Below are 23063 nucleotides of genomic sequence, written 5' to 3' on the forward strand. Positions count from 1 at the left end.
ACTTTTTCATACTAGTATAAGACCTTTTTTATTTCCAAATTCTATAATTTCCGCTTAAAGCTAATAAGCTAAAGAAATATAAACAATTATCATAATATCGTCTATTCCCGGTTCTAACTGGTGTGTTCCAGAATAATTCTACACACTTCCTAGCGTTTTCCCCGTGTGTTGCAAGGGATGCCATGGCATTTGTAGCAAGGAGACCTATAGGGTGTAAAGCCTTCTCCTCAAAAGGCTCTCCATCCACTTTATACCTCCGGAAATCATCAGGATCTACATTTGCAAAAAAACTTTGAATTTTTTCATTTACAACTATCGGACATGCGTTATCATGAAACCATTCATAATCAATAGCAATATTACAAGCAACTCGATAGGAATCACTAAAAAAGTGACCAAAGCCTCTCACATGATTGGGTTGACCATCATAATATGCATATTCAGGAGCCAGACCTGTAATAGGATGAGCAGATTTAGCAATATACCTCCGGCTTTTCTTTGCTGCCTCCTTCCAAAATAAACGATCTTCTTCATTACTCCATAAAGCAAATAACTCATAAAAATGAGGTAAATGATAAGATGGATCTGAAAATTCTACACTCGGAACAAACTTTATCAATTTATTATCCGGGTTCCACATTGGATAACCGTCATTGTTTTCCCCTTTATGTAGACAAGAATGCAGGATATCCCTTGCTTGCTGGTTATAATTAAATGGATAGTCACCATCTCCCCAGCGATGGGAAGCAAAAAATAACGCCATGGCAAAATATTCTTCCCCATCTGGAGCTGGCCCTAGAGCATTTTTAGTACCATCAGGTGCACAGGACCAAGCAAAGTACCCTGCATTTTCTCCTTCATCCATATACATATAGGTCTTGGACCATTTCCATAAGCGATCAAATATATCCTTATCATTCATTTGTACAGCCATCATCATCCCATAAGACATTCCTTCTGTGCGAACATCATGATTGAAGGTATCTAGCATGTAACCAAGATCATTGCCTACTGGATAGTAGATTTGAGTTTCAGGATGTTCTGCTGAGAATAATTGGCTCCACGTATTTCTTAATTTTTCGTCGATATCCTTTTGAGAATACCCATATTCATGTAGTAGATTACGATAATTCCCTGTGATAAATGCTGCTTTTTTTGTCATATGAAAGCTCCGTTTCTATTTGGTCTATTAAGCTTAAATTAGTTTGTTATTTTCCTATTTCTCATAGTATACTATAATAAGTATGTCTAATGAATAAACAAAGTGAAAATTTAACTAAAAATTTTTTATGGAGGTGAGGTTCATATTTCGAGTGTATGATAATAGTTGGTGATACCACTTCTTATAGCAGGAATATATGGTATTAAGGATACTTTCCTTTGTTTGGTCATTCATTCCTACGAATGGTAGCCTTCCATGTCGATTAAACGGTTCTTCACAATCAATTGGAATGTTTGTTTAATAAAAGAAAGGGGAGAAATAGATGTATAAAGTTTTTCTAGTCGATGATGATCATTATGTTCGAAAAGGAATGATGAAATTAGTTGATTGGCAATATTATGGATTTTCCATTTGTGGGGATGCAGCGAATGGGGAGGATGCTTTAGAGCAAATAATGATCGAACCACCAGATCTCGTAATAACAGATATCAGGATGCCTGTAATAGATGGATTAGATTTAATAGAAAGTTTAAATGAGAAGCTTTCAACAAAACCATATTTCATTGTGATCAGTGGTTACAATGACTTTAAATATGCACAAAAAGCATTACGCTACGGAGTTCAGGATTTTATTCTAAAGCCAATAGATCATGAAGAAATCCAGCAAACACTAAAGAAAGTTGTAACAAAGCTGGAAACGGAAAAAAGGACTAAAAAATATAAAGAAAAAATGTTAACGGTTACATTAGTGAAAGGGCTACTTCAAGAGCAGGATAATTTGTTAACATCTGATTCACAACATTTAATGTTTTGTCATGCTAATCAATTCACGGCAATTATTATAGAAGTGAATGGTATAAATAAGGATGCCTATCACATTTATACAAAAACCGATGGATTTTTAGAACAATACACCTATAGTGAAAGTACCGCATTGTTTGAGTTAAGCCCAGGAAAATATTTTCTTTGTATAACAGATCTATTTCTAACGAGAAATGATTTAGACCTTCAAACATTTATAGATAATCTTTATCATTTCTTAGATATGGATGGGATTTTTATCTATGTAGGCATAACCATCAAGCAATTATCTGAGATAAAAAAATCCTTTCAATCTGTCAATCAGACGATCCAATACAAATATATCGACCTACATACCAATATCTTCCTATATCAAAAGCTTCAGCATTTACCCATCTATAATGAAGACTTAGAGGCAGCATTCTATACTAAATTACGTGAATTAATCGAAGAACATCATATGGATGGAATCAAAGAAGCGGTGAAAGAAATGATGGCGTTATTTAATAAAAAACGAATGACTGCAGATGCGATTCATCATGTCATTAACCGAGTCATTCACGATGTACTTGACTTACTTCGCGGTTCATTAGGAGAAGAGCAACGAATTTCTAATGTTAAACAAATAATAGAATGGGAACGTGTGCCACTTACTGCTATTCAATTACAATCCTTAGTAACCGACTTTCTAGTAGAGAGCTCGAAAACCCTCTGTTCATGTTATCAAAACAATGTTCATGCAACCATTCATGAAATAAAAAAATATATTTCTACCCATTTTGATCAGGAGCTCACATTAAAGAGTATTGCTAATAAATTTTATATGAATCCTGTGTATATGGGGCAATTATTTAAAAAAACGTATGGAGTTTATTTTAAAGACTTTCTTTTAAAGCTTCGAATAGACGAAGCCAAAAAATTATTGCGACAGACAGATATGAGAGTGTATGAAATTGCAGAAAAAGTGGGATTTAATAATTCGGATTATTTTGTTACCCAATTCGAAAAAATGGCCGGAAAAACACCTTCACAATACAGAAAATTCATTATTACAAGAGGAATGAAATGAAGGATTTACACTTTAATAATATTAAGATACGCAATAAATTACTTATGATCTATTTTATTTCTGTATTTCTACCAATTGTACTGACGAATATTATCTTTTACTATGTTACTTCAGAGAACGTAAAAGAGCAGAAAAGACAAGATAACGAGTTAGCATTAACTCAAATTTTTAATAGCTTTAAACAAGGAGTGGAGGATGCAGCAGGAGTTGCATCCATCTTGTATTCTGATCCATACGTATCGGAATTGTTAAGCCAGGATTATGAGAGTCCGATAGGTTTTATCCATGCCTATAATAAATACTTTCGAGATATTAATAAATATTCTCCAGTATACTCTACTATTCGATCTATTCATCTATATACAGATAATTCCTCTGTTATTACTGCTGGAGGGATATTTGCGATTGACCCCTCAGTGGAAGGATCCTATTGGTATACCTTTACTAATGAGAAACGAAAGCACTATCCTGCTGTCACAACGATTATGAAAGAAGGAAAAAGAGATCATTTTGCTGTCGTTCGTGATCAAAACACAAAGGATTCCCTGTACGAAAATATTATAATGATACATCTCAATCAGAGCTTTATTGAACTTATTTTAAACAATGCGACATTTGAAGGAAATCTTTATCTAATCAATGACAATGGTATTATTGAATACTCTAATGATTCGGGCATTGAATGGGAGGATCAATCTTTGCTTTTTGAAGATGTAGCGATATCTGACAGGGCAACGATCATACGCAATCAATACCACACTCAATATTTAAATAACTGGACATTAGTAGGAGTCTTATCAGAAAATAACCTGATCGACCAGGTTCGAGAATCTCGATTCTTTATTCTTTACCTTGCTATTTGGAATTTCATCATTCCTTCGATGTTTATCATATATATGACGGGAAATATTCATCTTCGTCTAAATAAAATCTTGAAAAAAATGCGTCAGATGAAAAACCAAAACTTTGAAATTATCAAAGGAGAAGAATATAAAGATGAGATTGGAGTCCTGACAACGGAATATAATCGAATGGCAATGAAGATCAAGGACTTAATCCAAGATGTCTATCTTGTCACGATTCAAAAGAAGGATGTAGAGTTACAAAAAAAAGAAGCACAATTAAAGGCACTTCAAAGCCAAATCAATCCCCACTTTTTGTTTAATGTTTTGGAAACAATTCGGATGCGGAGTGTTCTAAAAGAAGAAAACGAGACAGCGTCCATCATCCAAAATCTTGCGCAGCTACTTCGGAATTCGTTTACTTGGGGAAGAGATTGGGTGCTAGTGAAGGAAGAGGTGCAATTAATTGAATCCTTTCTTAACATTCAACAATACCGTTTCGGAGATAAGATGAGTTATTCGATATATCTACCGGAGGAAGTAGAGAATATGATGATTCCTCATATGATAATCATCCCGTTCGTGGAAAATGCTAGTATTCATGGGATAGAACCTGTAAAGGAAAAAGGGAAGATTGATATTTCTTTTCACCTTGATAAGGATTTGTTAACGTGTATGGTCAGTGATACTGGAATTGGGATAAAAGAAGAGAAATACAGAGCAATTATTCAATCATTAACAGAAGAAGAGATTACTGGTGACAGCATTGGAATCAAAAATGTTTACCAGCGCTTAAAATTTTACTATGGTGAACGATTTGATTTCTCCTTGGAAAGTAGCTATCAACATGGAACCGAAATTAAATTATCGATTCCTTTATTTCGACAAGCCGATCGAGAGTAATTCTAATCCATCATGCGTATTCTTTGATTTTAATCAAAGGATACGCATATTTTGGAAGGTCAATGATGGACATCTATAATTTTCAAAGTATTTTCTAAACTTTTATGGGTGATAAAAGAACTGATAAAACGCTAAAATGAAAGTGCTTACAGAAAAATAAAAAGTGAAAGGGGTAATTAGTTATGTTAAAGAGGTGGGTTTATTTTATAGTTTTTTTATTAGTCACTATGCTTATGCTTGCAGGATGTAATAATGATAGTCCATCAAGTAATACGAATGATGATGGTGATGAAAATTCAGATGGCGAAGTATTTACGTATGACTTTTTTGATGCTTCTGGACCAGGAACAGATATTAATACATCGGAAACAACCTTAGGAAAAATGTTCGAGGAAGAAACAAGTGTCAATTTTGATATCGAGCACATCGTTGGTGATGTTAATCAAAAGATAGGAACAATGATTGCAAGTGGTGAGTATCCGGAATTGTTAAATGCAGAGCAGTCAACAGATGCTGTTATAGATGCAGGAGGCTTTGTGCCATTAAATGATCTTATTAAAGAACATGCCCCAAACCTCTATGAAATGTATAAGCCATACTGGGAATTAATGAAGCGTGAGGATGGGAATATTTACTTGATTTCTTCAGGTGCTCCTCACGGTTATGCTAAACCTGCTAATCTGAATCAAGGAGCTTGGTGGATTAAACGTTCTGTATTAAAGGAATTAGACTATCCACAGCCTAAAACGTTAGAGGATTATTTCGGTATTATCGAAGAATATGCTGCAAAGCACCCGAAGATAGATGGTGCCGATACTATCGGATTTACAGCATTAACTCATGATTGGCGATTTTTTGCATTAACGAATCAACCAATGCATTTAGCTGGTTTCCCAAATGACGGAGGGGTAACGGTTGATATGGATTCTCTCGAGGCAACCGTTTATAACGATAAAGATATGACAAAGGAATGGCTAAAGAAATTAAATGAAATTAACAATAAAGGATTGTTCGACCAAGAAGCTTTTACGCAAAACTATGATGAATATTTAGCAAAAATAACCTCTGGAAGAGTGCTTGGATTTTTCGATTATGGCTGGCAAGTAAGTCAATCCACTAACGCGTTAGGCGAGGATGAAGATTATTACAATGATTATATGGGATTCCCTATCGTATTTGATGAAGGCGTAAAAGATCAATATTTGGATCCAGTAGCATATGTTGCGTCCCCTGGAATGGGTATTACTACCGGTACACCTGAAGAAGATCAAATAAGAATCATTAAATATTTAGATCATATTGCGAAAATCGAAACCCAAAAATTGATTATGTGGGGAATAGAAGGAGAGCATTATGAGATTGATGAGAATGGGCGCTATTACCGAACAGAGGAGCAAATTGAACAAACATCAAAAACAGATTATAGAGAGGAATTTGGCTTTACTTATTTTGAATGGGGATGGCCAAGAATGAGTGGTGAATTTGATGATGGAAATGCGGTTGAGCCAGGCCGTCAGCCGGAAGTAGCTACTTTAAGCTATGATGAAGGAGACAAAGAATTCTTGAATGCATATGGAATTGAAACATTCACAGAGCATTTCTCTGAGCCTGATTCAAGACCTTGGTTCCCTGCATGGGATACACCGATAGAAACTGGTTCCCAGGCAGCTCTCTATGAACAACAGGCAAATGATTTAATGTTGAAAGCTTTCCCTGAAATGATTTTCGCAGAGCCAGGTGATTTTGATGCGATGTGGGAAACATATAAGAAAGAATTTTCTCAATTGCCTGCTGAAGAGTATGAAAAAGTAATTACTGATTCGGTAAAAAGAAAAGTAGAGCTTGTAGAGAGTGTCGAATAATTTCGAAAGCGGAGGGCTGACTTATTGCAGCCTTCTCCTTTTTCCATATCCAACATATTAGCTATGCAAAGGGGGATTAATCTTGCAATCAGAAACAACGTCCGATGTACTACTTACTCCAAAGAAAGAAAAAGGTTTAAAGGCTTTTTTACGTAAATGTAAACAACAGCAAACCCTTTTATTAATGACCATACCATTTGTCATATGGGTCATTATATTTAAATATTTACCGATTTGGGGCTGGACTATGGCCTTTCAAGACTTTAAGCCAGCTCTTCGTTTTTCCGAACAGGAATGGGTCGCTTTCAAGCATTTTCTGTTTTTGTTCACTGACGATAGATTTCTAGGGGTACTTCGTAACACATTGGCTCAAAGTATTATTAATTTAGTACTCGGGTTTGTAACAGCCATTGGTTTAGCGATTCTATTAAACGAATTATCAAATATTAAATTTAAACGAGTGGTCCAGACGATTAGTTATTTACCACACTTTTTGTCTTGGGTTGTAGCGGCTGCATTAGTATCTTCCGTATTATCCATAGATGGAATCTTTAATGACCTGTTAACTAGTTTAGGACTTATAAAGGAAGACATTTTATGGCTGGGAGTAGGGGAATACTTTTGGGGAATCTTAGGTGCTGCTGAAACATGGAAGAATGTAGGGTGGAATGCGATTATTTACTTGGCAGCAATTTCGATGATAGATCAAGAACAATATGAAGCTGCCAAAATAGACGGTGCCTCTCGTTTGCAAAGAATTCGTCATATTACTATTCCTGGAATGAAGTCCGTTATTGTTGTCTTATTAATTATGAATATTGGATATATTTTGGAATCAGGTTTTGAGCCACAATACCTATTAGGAAATGGAATGAACGTGGAGTATTCCGAGAATATCGATGTTTTTGTTATCAAGTATGGGATATCGATGTTTAATTTTTCGCTAGCGACTGCAGCTGGGATCTTTAAAACAATTATTAGTTTTATCTTTTTGATCGCAGCGAATTCCTTTTCTAAAAAAATGGGCCAAGGCGGACTTTACTAGGAGGTGTGTGGATTGGAATTTTGGAAGCTTCAAAAAAGCGGGATGGGAAAAACAAGAGAGGATGTTATCTTTGATACTTGTAACGTTATTTTCCTCGTTCTTTTATGTGTAGTTATGCTATATCCTTTTTTAAACCAGATCGCTATCTCTTTAAATGATGCAACCGATTCAGTAAAAGGTGGAATATATCTATGGCCAAGAGAATTCACATGGAATAATTACTCACATGTATTCGAAGAAGCAGCTGTCATTCAGGCGATTATTATTTCGGTTTTACGAACGCTTATTGGTACAGGGGTCGGATTACTTTGTACTGCAATGGTAGCTTATGCTATTGCACAACCAAAATTTATGTTCAAAAAATCTGTCACTATTATCTTTATTATGACAATGTACTTTAATGGTGGGCTAATACCAACATTTTTACTGATGAAAGAGTTGCAGTTAATAGGCACATTTTGGGTGTATATACTACCTACACTCATTAGTGCATTTAACCTTATCATCATGCGATCCTTTATCGAAGGATTGCCGAAAAGTATTTTCGAATCAGCAAGGATCGATGGGGCAGGGGATTTTCGAATATTTTTTAAAATTGTTCTTCCACTGTCTTTACCTGTACTTGCAACAGTGGCTTTATTTGTGGCAGTATTTCAATGGAATCAATGGTTTGATGTTTTCTTATATAATTCGAGTAATGAACATTTAACCACTTTACAATATGAATTAATGAAAATCTTACAAAATTCTAGTACTACGTCAAGTGGAGATATGGCGTCAGCGTTTGCTAACTCATCGGATTCTGGATCTAATCAAGTTACACCGAAATCCATTCAAGCGACGATGACAATTGTTGCAAGTGTTCCAATTATTTTAGTTTACCCATTTTTGCAAAAGTATTTTGTGAAAGGGATGACACTTGGAGCAGTAAAATAGATAAGCTTATTACAAAAAGTCTCGAAAAGAAATATTTCTTTTCGAGGCTTTCTTTTATTCCATAAATATTGATTATCCTTGATCCTGCTCTCTAACTAACTAATAAAAAAAATAAAATACTACCATTCTAGTATATTGACAAATAAAAATATTCGATTTATAATAAGTGCAACGATTAAACAAAGTGCAGATGAGTTCTTTGTAAAGGAATATTTTGTTTTAACTAGCATACTAGTCATACTAGGGTTTAACAAAAAATAAGAGAAAATGACTTTACACTCATTTTAATGTAAGCCTTTTCTTTGTTGACAGAAGCTACATAAGGGGGAGATGGAATGGAGCAAACGAATAAAAATCCTGAAACAAGATTATCAAAATGGAGATTGTCGAGAGAAAGTGGTATGAGAGTAGTTTTAAAAGATTGGCAGCTATATTCTCTCATTATTATTCCAATCGTTTACTTAATCATTTTTAAATATGTTCCTATGTTTGGAAATATTATTGCGTTTAGAAGATTTATTCCTGGTGGAAATATTATCGGGGAAGAGTGGGTAGGATTTCATTATTTTAAGATGTTTCTTAGTGATCCAACCTTTTATAATGTTTTTGCTAACACATTAATATTAGCGCTGTTATTACTTATTATTACTTTTCCAGCTCCGATTATTTTTGCTTTATTGCTGAACGAGGTAAAGAACCGATTGTTTAAAAGATTTGTTCAAACAGCTTCTTATTTACCACACTTTTTTTCGGTAGTAGTCGTTGCAGGTATGGTATTCGAGTTAGTAGCATTAAATGGTCCAATCAATGGTTTGCTTTCCTTCCTAGGTCTAGAAAAGGTTAATTTTATACAGATGCCAGAATGGTTTAGGACCATTTTTGTAAGCGTTGACTTATGGCAAGGACTAGGCTGGGGAGCGATTTTATATTTAGCAGCACTTACTGGAATTAATGAAGAGTTATATGAGGCAGCTAGAATTGATGGGGCAAATAGATGGAAGCAAACGATCCATATTACGATTCCTGGAATATTGCCAACCATTGTGGTGCTTTTAATCTTAAATATTGGGAATTTCCTTCAAATTGGCTTTGAAAAGGTATTACTACTCTACAATCCACTTACATATGAGACGGCAGATATCATTGCTACTTATGTGTACAGGGTTGGTCTTGAATCTGGAAGCTTTAGTTATGGTACTGCTATAGGTCTATTTGAATCAATCATAGGTTTAATTTTAGTCTTTGGTGCGAACTATTTATCACGTCGAATAACTGACAACAGCTTGTGGTAGGGGGGATCTAGATGAAAGAGTCTTGGCAATATAAACTATTTAAAATCTTTAATGTGACGGTTTTATTATTGATTGTTTTTGTTACTTTATTTCCATTTTTCAATATTGTAGCACAATCATTTAGTTCTGAAGCTTATATTAATGCAGGGAAGGTTAGCTTATGGCCAAAGGGCTTTAATATGGAGACATATAAGGTGATTATGTCTGATTCTATGTTCTGGATTAATTATAAGAACACCGTCATTTATACGGTGATAGGAACATTAATATCGCTTGTTTTGTCGACAATGATTGCCTATCCGTTAGCGAAAAAGCGTTTAAAAGGTAGAAGATTTTTAACCATGTTCTTTGTTTTTACCATGTTCTTTAATGGGGGATTAATTCCAAACTATGTACTCGTAACCTCTTTAGGATTTGGTAATTCTATTTGGGCAATTGTTATTCCGAATGCGATTAGTGTTTTTAACATGTTAATCATGAGGACCTTTTTCGAAAATATACCGGATGAATTGGAAGAAGCGGCGATTATGGATGGATCAAGTACATTCGGGATTCTCTTTAAAATTGTCTTGCCATTGTCAAAACCGATTCTAGCAACCATGATGCTATTCTATGCTGTTACCCACTGGAATTCCTGGTTTCCTGCCTTTATCTATTTTACGGAAAAAGAATTGTTTCCTGTATCGATTTACTTAAGAAATATGATTAAAGGCGCAGAAGCGAGTGTTGGAACAGGTGCGACGAGTGCTGATAATTTAGTTCAAATCTCTGCCAACATTAAATCAGTAACTATGGTGTTAACTGTTTTACCGATTTTATTAGTTTATCCTTATATTCAAAAATATTTTGTTTCAGGTGTCATGTTAGGCTCAGTAAAGGGTTAATGAAGATAGGTTTTAAGGAGGTGATCCCTAACGGAAAACTGTTTTAGCAAACGACCATTCAACTTTTAAACAAATAGAGGGGGAAAAAGAGTGAAAAAGCATTGGACAAAATGGATGTTAGCACTTATGTTTATCTTGTTTCTAGGTCTATTGGCAGCGTGTAATGATGCGGAATCTGATGGAGATGGTAAGGGTGAAGAAGGTTCGAGTGAATCAGGATCTGGTGCAGCAATGGAGGATTATGGAGTTGGTGATACCTTTAAAGCGACAGAACCGGTTACATTTACTTCTCTATTTAGTGATCATCCGAATTATCCGATAAAGGATGATTGGTTGTTTTTTGATAAGATTAAGGAATTAACCAATGTGGAATTAGAATTAACTTCTGTACCAATGAGTGATTATACGGAGAAAAGAAGTTTGCTAATCAGTAGTGGGGATGCCCCTTATATAATCCCAAAAACATACCCAGGGGAAGAAACACCATTTGTATCTTCTGGAGCTATTTTGCCGATTAGTGATTACGTTGATTTGATGCCACACTACCAAGAAAAGGTGGAAAAGTGGGAAATTGAACCATTCCTTGAAGGCTTGCGCCAACAAGATGGGAAATATTACGTCCTTCCAGGGGTGCATGAAAAAGTATGGCCAGATTATAGCTTGGCTGTTAGAACAGATATCTTAGAAGAACTCGGTCTAGAAGAACCGGAAACATGGGAAGAAGTCGAAGTAATGCTTGAAGAAATGAAAAAAGCATATCCAGACGTTATTCCATTTTCTGATCGATTTAAACTGGATAGTACATTAAATATTGCTGCAGTTACTTTTGGCACGAAGGCAGGTTGGGGCCTCGGTAATATGCTTACTTATGTAGAAGAATCTGATGAGTTTATATTTGCCCCGACAACGGATGAATATCGGGCAATGGTAGAATATTTTCATGGCTTAGTAGAGAAAGGCTTGTTAGACCCTGAGAGTGTAACACAAGAGGATGACCCAGCAATTGAAAAATTCACAAGTGGCAAATCCTTTGTAATTAATACAAATGGTCAAACTTTGACGCAATATCGTACGACGATGGATGAAACCTTAGGTGCTGACAATTATGAGATTAAGAAAATTGTCGTACCAGGCGGACCTGCTGGTCATTTGATGGGCGGATCTAAATTAGAAAATGGTATTATGTTCTCCGCTAACGCGAAGGATGACCCTAATTTTGAAGCAATGCTGCAATTTATTGACTGGCTCATGTACAGTGATGAAGGCTTGGAATTTGCTAAATGGGGTGTAGAGGGCGAAACTTACTCGAAGGAAAACGGAGAACGTCAATTGGCAGAAGATGTGACCTTTAGAGGGATGAATCCAGAAGCCGAAAATCATCTTCAAATCGATTATGGATTCTCGGGAGGAAACTTTTCCTATGGTGGTCCTACTGAATTACTTCACTCCATGTTTAGTGAAGAAGAGATTGAGTTCCAAAATGCTATGCATGAAACAAAAGAACTCGTCTTACCAGACCCACCAATCAAATATGATGCCATGCAATTAGAACAATCGTCCCTTATCAGTACACCATTAAAAGACCATGTGACACAAAACACACTTAAATTTATTGTTGGTGAAAGAAGTTTAGATGAATGGGATGCATATGTGAAAGAAATAGAAGCGAAAAATGTTCAAGGATATGTAGAACTAGCAAACCAAGTGTATCAAGAAAATAAATAATGTTATCTGGAAACATAATACGATTGTGTTATGTTTCCTTTTCCTCTATAAGCGGTTTTCAAAAGTTTTGGATTAAATAGTTAAAATTTGGAATAGGTGAAGAAAATGGAATGGACGATTCGACAAGTAGTGAACGAGCTGACGAGTAACCCGATAGAAAATACAGTGGATACCCTGAAATTTGGAGACGAAAATAATAAAATTAAAAAAATAGCCATCTGTTTTATGCCGACATATGAAGTAATAAAGCAAGCTATTAAACAAGGAGTTAATTTATTAATTTGTCATGAGGGTGTATTCTTTCAACACGATGGTGATCAAGTAGTGGAGAGTGGGGTTGGTCAAAAGAAATGGAAGCTTATTCAATCCTCTGGTATAGCGATCTATCGACTTCATGATGCGATCCATCATGAATACCAACCAGATGGTATTATGGAAGGCCTACTACACCATCTTGATTGGATGGATGATGTGGAGGAACATAAAGAAATAGCGACGATCATTCAAATTCCAAAACGGAAGCTAAGTGATGTGATAGATTATGTTAAACATAAATTAAATCTCTCTACAGTTCGTTATGTTGGCGATTTATCCATGAATTGTAGTCGAATTGCTATGTTGGTAGGTTATAGAGGTGGAGGATTAACGGCTATCCCTGCTTTTGAAGTAGATCAAGTAGATCTTGTTATCTATGGAGAAGGACCTGAATGGGAAACTCCTGAGTATATTCGTGATGCTAATAACCAAGGCAATCGCATTGGTGCTATTATATTAGGCCATTTAGAAAGTGAAGAATCAGGAATGCGATATTTAGCAAAGCGAATAGAAAAAAGATTCCCAACGATTCCAGTTGAATTTATTGCAACCGAACAATGTATTAAATGGAAATAAAATCACCTATTGTCAGGGAATTCATAGTAAAATAAATAAGAAGAGCTAGTTTACATCTGACAAATACATAAATGAAAGGGTTTTTATAAATGAATACAAACCAATACTCCCAAGGTGGATTTTATCGTTTTTCCAATTATGTATACTGGTTGCTGGTCCTCAATATGTTATTTATTTTTACCAACCTATTATTCTTTGCTGCCTTTATGCTCCTTATTCCGAGTATATCTAATGCGATTTTTTACTTTATTGCCTTTATTCCATCAGGGCCTGCCTTTGCAGCATTATCTCATAGTTTAGGAGTACTAGTGCGTGACAAAGATATCGCTCCATTTGCGGAGTTTTGGAAGGCATATAGGGAGAATTTTTTAGATGTAATGAAGGTGTGGATACCGATTTTAATGACATTTTTTATATTAGTTATTGATATCCAATATTTCAATCAAAATCCTACTGTATTTTACCAAATTTTGAACGGCATTTTTTTAGTTGCTCTTTTATTGCTGACGATCTTTACCTTCTACGTGCTTGTAATTACTACCCACTATAAGTTTAGAATAAGGGATATTTATCGTTTATCTATCTACTATATTTTTACACGCATAAAAATTACGACAGGTAATTTGGGAATTGTTTTTCTTACAATCGTGCTCATGTTTTTTACGACAGATTTTATTCTTATTTTTATCACTAGCTTAGTTACTTGGTTTTTAATGATGAATACGAAGCCAATTATTGATGATGTGAAAGTTAGCTTTGTCAAACAAGAATAGAAAGGAACGGAATATGAATACTCAGATGCTCTTTAATGATGGTTGGACCTTTGCAAAAAGTAGCTTAAATGTATCAGATGCTAAAAAGCTAGATTTTAAGCCAGTAGATATACCACATGATTGGCTTATATATGATTCCATGAATCTATACGAGAATAGTATTGGGTGGTACCGTAAAAAATTTTTTTATGAAAAAAATAATCAAGATATTCTACTCTACTTTGATGGGGTCTATATGGATTCTACTCTGTATGTCAATCAACAATTTATCGGTGAATGGAAATATGGTTATTCCGCGTTTGAACATCATATTACAGATGCTTTAGTAGAGGGTGAAAACGAACTCCTCGTAAAAGTCGTTCATCAAAGCCCAAATAGTCGTTGGTATTCTGGCGCTGGGATTTATCGTAATGTTTGGTTGAAAAAGAGAGACAAAAATCATATTCCAACAGATGGTGTATATATTACAACAACATCAAGCGAAAACGAATGGCATGTTGAAATCGAGACAGAGCTTTCCCTTGTTCAGACTGCAGAGCTTACGCATACGCTTTATTATCAGGGAAAAGAGATTGCCTCGACTTCCGAACAGACTGAGAGCGATCGGAACGTACAATGTCTAGAAATCCAACATCCTTATTTGTGGAGTATGGGTAATCCAAATCTCTATCGATTAGTTACTACTTTAAAAATTAATCAATCAAATGTGGAGACAATTTCGCATTCCATTGGCTTTCGAAATATTGTGTTAGACCCAAATAAAGGCTTTATTCTGAATGGGGTGAAGATGAAACTGAATGGGGTATGTGAGCATCATGATTTAGGGGCATTAGGTGCTTCCTTTAATGAAACGGCCCTCAGAAGAAGGCTTAAACTCCTAAAGGAAATGGGTGTTAATGCTATAAGGACCGCACATAATATGCCAGCGAAGGAGCTCATGCACCTAGCTGATGAAATGGGTTTTCTTGTTATAAGTGAAGCCTTTGATATGTGGGAAAGATCGAAAACTCCTTATGACTACGCTAGATACTTTAAGAAATGGGCATTTCAAGACGTAAAAAGCTGGGTGAGAAGAGATCGAAACCATCCTAGCTTATTGATGTGGAGTATTGGAAATGAGATTTATGATACCCACGCAAATGCAAGAGGACAAGAGATTACTAGAATGCTAACAGAATATGTTCAAAAATTTGATCCGAAGGAAAATGCTAAAGTAACGATTGGTTCCAATTATATGCCTTGGGAGAATGCCCAAAAATGTGCCGATATTGTCAAGCTAGCAGGCTATAACTATGCAGAAAAATATTATCATGAGCATCATCAGGAGCATCCTGATTGGATTATATATGGAAGTGAAACAGCATCAACAGTTCAGAGTAGAGGGATTTACCATTTTCCCTTTGAGAAATCGATTCTAGCAGATGATGATCAGCAATGCTCTGCCCTTGGTAATAGCTCCACGAGCTGGGGTGCTAAATCATCGGAGGCATGTATTATCGCAGACCGAGATGCACCATTTTCACTTGGTACGTTTATTTGGACAGGTTTTGACTATATTGGAGAACCAACTCCTTACCATACGAAGAATGCTTATTTAGGACAAATCGATACAGCAACCTTTCCAAAGGATTCTTATTATATTTACCAAGCGGCTTGGAGCGATTATAAAAAGCATCCAATGGTTCATCTATTTCCGTATTGGGATTTTAATCCTGGTCAGATCATCGATATAAGAGTATGTTCTAATGCGCCAAGAGTCGAATTACAACATAATGGTAAGCGAATAGGTATCTTTGAAATCGATCATAAACACGCTAAGGAGATTACCGGGTGGTGGAAGCTTGCCTACCAAGAAGGCGAAATCAAAGCAATTGCTTATGATGAGAAAGGGAATGTAATTGCAACAGATGTTAGGAGATCATTTGGTGATGCGAGTCAGATACAATGGAAGGCAGATAAACAAACATTAATAGCAAATGGCACGGATTTGATCTTTATCGAAATTGGGATGAAGGATGAGAAGGGTAATCCTGTAGAAAATGCCACAAATCGGGTAGAAGTGGAAGTAAATGGTGCAGCTAGGCTAGTAGGTCTTGATAATGGAGATAGCACAGATTATGACTCGTATAAAGGAAAGAGCAGAAGGCTTTTTAGTGGAAAGCTAATGGCTATCCTTGCCGCTACACTAGATCCCGGAAAAATAGAAGTCAAGGTTACCTCAAAAGGGATGGATCCAAAGTTCATCGAGCTTACAGCTATAGCTTCTGAAGAAGAAGTCTTGGGAATATCTGCATCAATGGAAAATAAAGACATTCCACCAGTTATGGGAAATCTAGCAGAAATACCATTGCGAAAGATAGAGCTTATTAGTGAAGCAGGTCAGTTTTTTACTTCTAATAAAAAAGAGATTGAGGTCGAGGCAAAGCTTTATCCAGCCAATACCTCCTACCATGATGTGGAATGGAGTGTTGTGACAGATATCGGTGTCGAGTCCAATATTGCAAAAATTGAATCAAATGGGAAGAAAGCAAAAATAATAGCATTAGGTGATGGGGATTTTCGTGTTCGATGTACTAGTAAAAATGGTACCAATCATACAACGCTGATCTCTGAATTAGAGATGAAAGCAACAGGACTTGGAACAGCTTATAAAAATCCGTATCAATTCATCTCCGCTGGATTATATGATTATAGTAAAGGAGACCTCGGGAATGGTAATGAGCGTGGTGTTGCAACAAGTAGAGATGGGGAAACCCATGTAGGATTTCGTGATATTGACTTCGGATCTTATGGCTCAGATATGATCACCATCCCAATTTTTGCACTATCAAGTGAGGAATACGGAATAGAGATATGGGAAGGAATGCCAGAAGAGCAAGGTAGTGAGCTCGTAGCGGATGTTATTTATCAAAAGGAATCCAAATGGAATGTTTATCAGGAGGAAACCTATCACCTGTCGAAGAGATTAAAAGGCGTCACATCGATCTGTTTTGTTTTAAAACAAAAGGTTCATATCAAAGGTTTTTCCTTTGAACCGAAAAATCGCGGGTTCGAACAAAATAACGCAACAGAAATGGACCGTATCTATGGGGATACCTATACATTGACAGAGGAAGGTGTGGAAGGCATTGGGAACAATGTTACCTTAGAATTCGATGAGCTTGATTTTACGGAAAAGGGTACAACTAAATTAATGATATGTGGAAATTCCTCAATTGATAAGAACACGATTCACGTTCATTTTTCAGGAGACAAAGAGGATACAAATCAAATTGTAGAATTTAACCAAACAGATGGTTATGAGGTTAAAGTGTTTTCCATAGACAAAATAACGGGAGTTCAAAAGGTTAGCTTTATATTTTTACCTGGATCAAAGTTTGATTTTGCATGGTTTCGTTTTGAATAATGCTGAACTAGGAGGATGGAAGAATGATTAATGTTGCAATTATTGGTACAGGCGCGATTTCCGATGCCCATATTCATGCCTATCTGAAATTCCAAAACAGATGTAATATTGTGGCACTATGTGATTTTTATGTAGAGAAAGCGAAGGAAAAAGCAATAAAACATCAATTAAAGGTTGATATAAGTAAGGATTATCAAGATTTTTTAACAAATGAAAATATTGATTTAGTATCCATTTGTACCCCACCATATACACATGCTGATATTGCGATAGATTTTTTAAACGCCGGAAAGCATGTTTTAGTAGAAAAACCTATGGCTTCTTCCTTAAAGGAATGTGATGCAATGAATAGAGCAGCAGCACAAAATCATAAAATTTTATCTGTTGTCGCACAAAATCGTTTCACAACACCTATGATGAAGTTAAAGCAAATTTTAGATACGAAGCTGATGGGACCAATTGTGCATACACAAGTAGATTCACATTGGTGGAGAGGGCACAGCTATTACGATTTGTGGTGGCGGGGCACTTGGGAAAAAGAAGGTGGTGGCTGTACGTTGAATCACGCTGTTCATCATATTGATATTTTCCAGTGGATGAATGGTATGCCTGGTGAGATCACTGCTGTCACAAGCAATACGTCTCATGATAATGCGGAAGTTGAGGATATGTCCATAGCAATAGCGAAATATGAGGATGGCAGTTTAGCTCAAATTACGAGTTCAGTCGTTCATCATGGAGAGGAGCAACAGCTTATTTTTCAAGGGAAAAATGCTAGAGTTTCAGCTCCTTGGAAAGTAGTAGCTTCTAAATCAAGAGAAAATGGTTTTCCAGAAGATGATAATGATTTAAATGAACAAATACAACGAAGCTATGACCAATTATCTGATTTAGCATTTGAGGGTCATCTGGGGCAAATTGATAATATTTTATCAGCAATTCTCGGGGAAGCGGAAGTATTAATCGATGGTAAGCAAGGAAGAAATACACTTGAATTGATCACGGCCATCTATGAATCTGCCCAATTGGGAAAAACGGTCAAGCTACCACTAAATGAAGAAAGTCTTTTTTATACAAGAGAAGGAATTCTACAGAATGCGCATCATTTTTATGAAAAAAAGAAAGCAGTTGAAAATTTTACTGATAACAGAATTACTTCTGGAGGTAATAAGGAATGATGAGAGGATAGATGAAAGATATAGCTAAATAGCGATTCCATATCGAAACTGACAATAGAAATGGCGACTATAAGCAGCCGCCATTAATAGTTGAATATTCTTATTACCTGTGGGCTTTTAAGAAGCTCGACATGATTTGCAGCACCAATTTAGGATCTGGCATATGATTTTGCCCCTCTAATTCAATAAGTTTGGCATTTGGGATTGCTTCACTCAATTGTTTAGCAACCTCTTGCATGTTCTTTGGATTTTCCTTACCAACAATGATTTGTACTGGAACAGTGACTTTTGAAGCTTTTTTTAAAGGGGCTAAATCACTTGCTAACATCGTGTCATAGGCAAGAGTTGGGGCAATTTTCAGCATGCTATTCCATTGAGGTGATTGGCGAAACATTCCGTCAATTACTTCTCTTGGAATACCAATACCCTCTAAGAAAAAGGCAAGTGCCTCAGCATATTTTTTTTGCTCAAGTAGTTCATTTAGTTGTTCTTTTAATTGGTTAAATTCTTTTTTGGCTGCTTCATCTTCGACATAAGGAGGATCATATAGAACTACCTTATTGATTTTATTATCCAACCTGATAGCTGCCTCAAGTGCAATAATCGCTCCAGATGAGTGTCCATATAAATGTACGTCTCCTCCGGCTTCATCAATTAATGCTTCCAAATCGTCTATTTCTTTTTCTATCGAATAAGGTAGAGTGTTGGAACTGTCCCCACGTCCACGTCTATCGTAATTGTAAACAGTAAATTGTTGCGCAAAGGTTGATGCATCATGTATTACAGGTTCAAATGAACGAAAACATGTGGCCCCTGTAATAAAAATAAGAACTGGCCCTTTACCTAGCACATCATAAGCTATTTGCGTACCATCTTTGGATTGAACAATATTCACTTTTTTTCATCCCTTCACAATAATGTTATCCTCTACTTATTTTATCAATTGTATCTTTTCATCATTTCTTATCAATTGCTATAATAAAAATCTTAAGGAATTATTATTCATTAAGCTTAAAAAATATTACGCAGCAATGAGTTTAATTTTTTGTGTTGACAACGCTTACAATATTGTGATATATTCTCCGTAACTTAATCAGCTGATTGGAATAAGTTAGCTGTAAAAATCATTATATATAGTATTCCAATATTTTTTTACATCAACTTAATAATCGCGGTGGAAAAAGTAAGATAGAAATAAACAAGTTTATTACAACAGAACAGGAATGAGAATAGATGAAAAGAACTGGGGATTTAAAATTAATTCAAGAATTAAACCGCTCCATTGTATTAGACACTATTCGTAGATATGGACCAATTTCGAGAAGTGAGATCGCTAAAAAAAATGAACTTAGCCCAACCACCGTAACATCTGCAGTCCAAGATCTGATAAGGGAAAGATTGGTCAATGAAAATGGAACTGGATTATCAAGTGGTGGTAGAAAACCAATTTTACTTCAGTTTTCTCCAGATAATCATTATTTAATTGGAGTATCAATATCATATTCCAAAATTACCATTGCAGATATGAACTTGGAGGCAAAGATAAACCAAAAAAATGTTTATTTAACGAATGGGTATACGAATGAACATTTAATTGAGTATTTACTGGAGTTGTTGCATGGATTTTTGACTGAACGAAAGGATAATAGAATTTGTGTAGGTATTTCAATAATTACACAGGGAATTGTGGATGCTTATCAAGGAATTATTCACCACAATCCAAAACTTCAATTAAATAATGTGTACTTGAAGAACATCGTCGAAAATAGATTAGAGCTTCCAACTTGGCTTGATAATGATACAAATGCGTATGTATTAGCTGAGAAAAATTTTGGCCTATACCAGGAATATAAAAATATGGTTTATATTACGATAGGGGATGGACTTGGTGCTGGCATTATTGTAAATGACTCGCTCGCAAGAGGAGTTAAAGGAGGCTCGGGTGAATTCGGGCATACCACGATTAATATTAATGGAAAGCCTTGTGAGTGTGGAAACAAAGGCTGTTTAGAAAATTATGTTAGTTGGCCATCCATTCATGAAAGGTTAATTACAGCAATAAAAAATGGAAAAAATACATTACTAACAGATTTATCAAATGGTAAGAACGAATCAATTTTACCTGAACATTTTACCCAAGCAATAAATGCAGGAGATGAGCTGGCAAATGAAGTACTAAACGAAGTTTCTTTTTACTTAGCAGCGGGTTTAGTGAATCTCGTTCATTTATTTAACCCAGATATCATTATTTTGGGAGGTGAGATAACGAATAATAACAAATTATTATTTAACAGACTTAGTCATTTGGTTGAAGATCGATCGCTAAAAACACTATATAAAGATGTAAATATAAAAATCGCTTCACTAGGAGAAGAATTTGAAATGATAGGAGCTGCATCCGTGTTATTACAAGATAAATTTCAATTTAAATTAACCCATGATGAAATAAGACTTAATAGAAGTACGTAAACAAATAGGAGGGGTATTATGCTAAAAGGTATTAATCAATGGTGTTATCCTGAAGGCACGCCACTAGAAAAAGTATTTAGCTATAGTAAAGAAGCTGGATTTGATGCTGTGGAGCTGAATGTGAATCCATCTGGTGGTGTAGGATTAACAATGGATTCAACATCCGATGATATTAAGCAAATTAAACAATTAGCAGATTCGTATGACTTGCAATTAAGAAGCTTATCGACGGGGTTGTTTTGGGAATCACCTCTCTCAGATCCTGATGAATCAGTGCGTCAACAAGCGAGGAAGGTGATAGAAAAGCAAATTGAGTTTGCTGCTCTAATGGATATTGATACAGTACTTGTAGTACCAGGAGTCGTGACAAAGGAAGTAGCTTATTCAGACTGTTACCATCGAAGCCAACAGGAATTAAAAAAAGTTATACCATTTGCAGAGAAGTATCAAATACATATTGGAATTGAAAATGTCTGGAATAAATTTTTGTTATCTCCTCTAGAAATGGCTAATTATGTGGATGAATTAGGTTCAGCTTATGTGGGTGTTTATTTCGATGTTGGAAACGTATTACAATTTGGATTCCCTGAACAATGGATTACTTTGTTAGGAAATCGAATACGAAAAGTCCATGTGAAGGACTTTAGTAATGCCGTTGGGAATATAACAGGATTTGTTCCATTACTAGCAGGTGATGTAGATTGGATCAAAGTGAATAAAGCTTTAAATGATATCGGTTATCAGGATACAATCACCGCAGAGCTCACGCCATACACAATTGATCCTAAAGCATTAGCAATTGATACAGCGAGGCATATGGAAATGATATTAAATTCTAGTGAAAAGGAGGCATAAAAATGGATAAAGTAAAAGTTGGGTTTATTGGTGGAGGAGGCATTGCTTCTATACATTTAAAAAATTTAGCTAAGGATGATAGGGTCGAGATCATTTCAATTTGTGATATTGTAAAAGAAAATGCTGAAAAAACCGCTTCTAAATATAATGCAAAAGCATATACGAATGCGGAGGAAATGTTGGAAAAAGAAAGTGTAGACGCATTGTTCTTATGTGTTCCTCCATTTGCTCATGGTGATATTGAAGAAAAGGCTGCTCAAAAAGGAATTCATTTAATGGTAGAGAAACCTTTAGGGTTAGATGTTGATACAGCAAGATACAAACTAAAAGTTATTCAAGAATCTGGTATTCTCTGTGCTTCTGGCTACTGTCTTCGTTATTTAGATACAGTAAAAAAAGCAAAAGAATATTTGAAAGACAAACAAATAGCGATGATTCGAGGACATTATATTACTTCCTTTGTACCCACCCCATGGTATCGGGAAATGAATAAGTCTGGCGGGCAATTAGTAGAGCAAGCTACTCATACGATGGATCTCATTCGGTATCTTGGAGGAGAAATAAATCAAGTCTACGCCAATATGAATCTACAAGTTCTCAAGGATATAGAAAATATTGATATTCCAGATGCCACATCTGTTAATTTTACATTAAATTCTGGTGCTGTGGGCCATTTAGATTGTTCATTTACTCAAACAGATCATCGAATGGGCGTCGAATTATTAGGAAAGGATTTTCGCGTTGTAATAGATGGGGTAAATTTAACGATAGTAGAAAAAGACTCAACGATCACATACCCTTCGAAAGTGGATTTCTATGAAGAGCAGGATAAGGCGTTTATTGAAGCTGTTTTAACTGGAAATCGAGCTGTTATTTTATCTAATTATGAAAGCGGTTTAAATACACTGGAAGTCACATTAGCTGCAAACAAATCTCAAGAATTAGGTAAACCTATTCCATTGACTTAATG

General features: G+C 35.6%; 17 protein-coding genes. 15 read left to right on the plus strand and 2 right to left on the minus strand.

What is annotated here, in order from left to right; genetic code table 11:
• Window positions 1–28: 28 nt before the first annotated feature.
• A complete protein-coding gene (locus ACZ5R4_RS19920) occupies window positions 29–1162 on the minus strand; it encodes a glycosyl hydrolase family 8 (RefSeq protein ID WP_464367884.1) in 1134 nt (377 codons plus the stop codon).
• A 322-nt stretch (window positions 1163–1484) separates the two neighbouring features.
• Between ACZ5R4_RS19920 and ACZ5R4_RS19925 the strand changes: the two genes are divergently transcribed.
• The 12 genes from ACZ5R4_RS19925 to ACZ5R4_RS19980 all read left to right on the plus strand — a co-directional run bounded on the left by ACZ5R4_RS19925 (window position 1485) and on the right by ACZ5R4_RS19980 (window position 18769).
• Window positions 1485–3032 carry a response regulator transcription factor gene (locus ACZ5R4_RS19925; RefSeq protein WP_464367885.1) on the plus strand — a complete coding sequence of 516 codons (1548 nt, stop codon included), beginning with the start codon at window positions 1485–1487 and terminating at the stop codon, window positions 3030–3032.
• Window positions 3029–4777, plus strand: a complete 1749-nt coding sequence (locus ACZ5R4_RS19930) for a sensor histidine kinase (protein WP_277678335.1) — start codon at window positions 3029–3031, stop codon at window positions 4775–4777. The genes ACZ5R4_RS19925 and ACZ5R4_RS19930 overlap by 4 nt, the downstream gene beginning before the upstream one ends.
• 182 nt (window positions 4778–4959) lie before the next feature.
• A complete protein-coding gene (locus ACZ5R4_RS19935) occupies window positions 4960–6639 on the plus strand; it encodes an ABC transporter substrate-binding protein (RefSeq protein WP_277678336.1) in 1680 nt (559 codons plus the stop codon).
• Window positions 6640–6721: 82 nt separating this feature from the next.
• Window positions 6722–7684, plus strand: a complete 963-nt coding sequence (locus ACZ5R4_RS19940) for an ABC transporter permease (RefSeq protein WP_245902261.1) — start codon at window positions 6722–6724, stop codon at window positions 7682–7684.
• Between the two features lie 42 nt (window positions 7685–7726).
• Window positions 7727–8620, plus strand: a complete 894-nt coding sequence (locus ACZ5R4_RS19945) for a carbohydrate ABC transporter permease (RefSeq protein ID WP_109983851.1) — start codon at window positions 7727–7729, stop codon at window positions 8618–8620.
• A gap of 401 nt (window positions 8621–9021) precedes the next feature.
• Window positions 9022–9912: an ABC transporter permease gene (locus ACZ5R4_RS19950; RefSeq protein WP_245902281.1), complete on the plus strand. Its 891-nt coding sequence runs from the start codon at window positions 9022–9024 to the stop codon at window positions 9910–9912.
• 11 nt (window positions 9913–9923) lie between these two features.
• Window positions 9924–10796 (plus strand): ABC transporter permease subunit, encoded by an 873-nt coding sequence (locus tag ACZ5R4_RS19955; protein WP_054859837.1) that lies wholly within the window; start codon window positions 9924–9926, stop codon window positions 10794–10796.
• Between the two features lie 90 nt (window positions 10797–10886).
• The gene (locus ACZ5R4_RS19960) at window positions 10887–12521 is read left to right on the plus strand and encodes an ABC transporter substrate-binding protein (RefSeq protein ID WP_464367886.1); all 1635 of its coding nucleotides are present in this window, start codon (window positions 10887–10889) and stop codon (window positions 12519–12521) included.
• 105 nt (window positions 12522–12626) lie between these two features.
• A complete protein-coding gene (locus ACZ5R4_RS19965) occupies window positions 12627–13412 on the plus strand; it encodes a Nif3-like dinuclear metal center hexameric protein (RefSeq protein WP_054859838.1) in 786 nt (261 codons plus the stop codon).
• Between the two features lie 89 nt (window positions 13413–13501).
• The gene (locus tag ACZ5R4_RS19970; protein WP_054859839.1) at window positions 13502–14185 is read left to right on the plus strand and encodes a YesL family protein; all 684 of its coding nucleotides are present in this window, start codon (window positions 13502–13504) and stop codon (window positions 14183–14185) included.
• A gap of 13 nt (window positions 14186–14198) precedes the next feature.
• The gene (locus ACZ5R4_RS19975; RefSeq protein WP_464367887.1) at window positions 14199–17591 is read left to right on the plus strand and encodes a glycoside hydrolase family 2 TIM barrel-domain containing protein; all 3393 of its coding nucleotides are present in this window, start codon (window positions 14199–14201) and stop codon (window positions 17589–17591) included.
• A gap of 23 nt (window positions 17592–17614) precedes the next feature.
• Complete coding sequence (locus tag ACZ5R4_RS19980) at window positions 17615–18769, plus strand: Gfo/Idh/MocA family protein (protein WP_464367888.1); 1155 nt, start codon at window positions 17615–17617, stop codon at window positions 18767–18769.
• Window positions 18770–18872: 103 nt separating this feature from the next.
• Here the strand turns inward: ACZ5R4_RS19980 and ACZ5R4_RS19985 are convergent, their stop codons facing one another.
• Window positions 18873–19664 carry an alpha/beta fold hydrolase gene (locus tag ACZ5R4_RS19985; RefSeq protein WP_109983611.1) on the minus strand — a complete coding sequence of 264 codons (792 nt, stop codon included), beginning with the start codon at window positions 19662–19664 and terminating at the stop codon, window positions 18873–18875.
• Between the two features lie 338 nt (window positions 19665–20002).
• Here ACZ5R4_RS19985 and ACZ5R4_RS19990 point away from each other — a divergent pair, with 338 nt between their 5' ends.
• The 3 genes from ACZ5R4_RS19990 to ACZ5R4_RS20000 are packed head-to-tail and all read left to right on the plus strand — an operon-like array spanning window position 20003 to window position 23061.
• Entirely contained in the window at window positions 20003–21238 is a 1236-nt protein-coding gene (locus tag ACZ5R4_RS19990) for an ROK family transcriptional regulator (RefSeq protein WP_109983610.1), read from the plus strand.
• Between the two features lie 18 nt (window positions 21239–21256).
• Window positions 21257–22093, plus strand: a complete 837-nt coding sequence (locus ACZ5R4_RS19995) for a TIM barrel protein (RefSeq protein WP_054859842.1) — start codon at window positions 21257–21259, stop codon at window positions 22091–22093.
• Between the two features lie 2 nt (window positions 22094–22095).
• On the plus strand, window positions 22096–23061 hold the full coding sequence (locus tag ACZ5R4_RS20000; protein WP_277678343.1) for a Gfo/Idh/MocA family protein: 966 nt from the start codon (window positions 22096–22098) through the stop codon (window positions 23059–23061).
• Window positions 23062–23063 lie beyond the last annotated feature (2 nt).

The organism is Gracilibacillus sp. JCM 18860 (assembly GCF_055395245.1).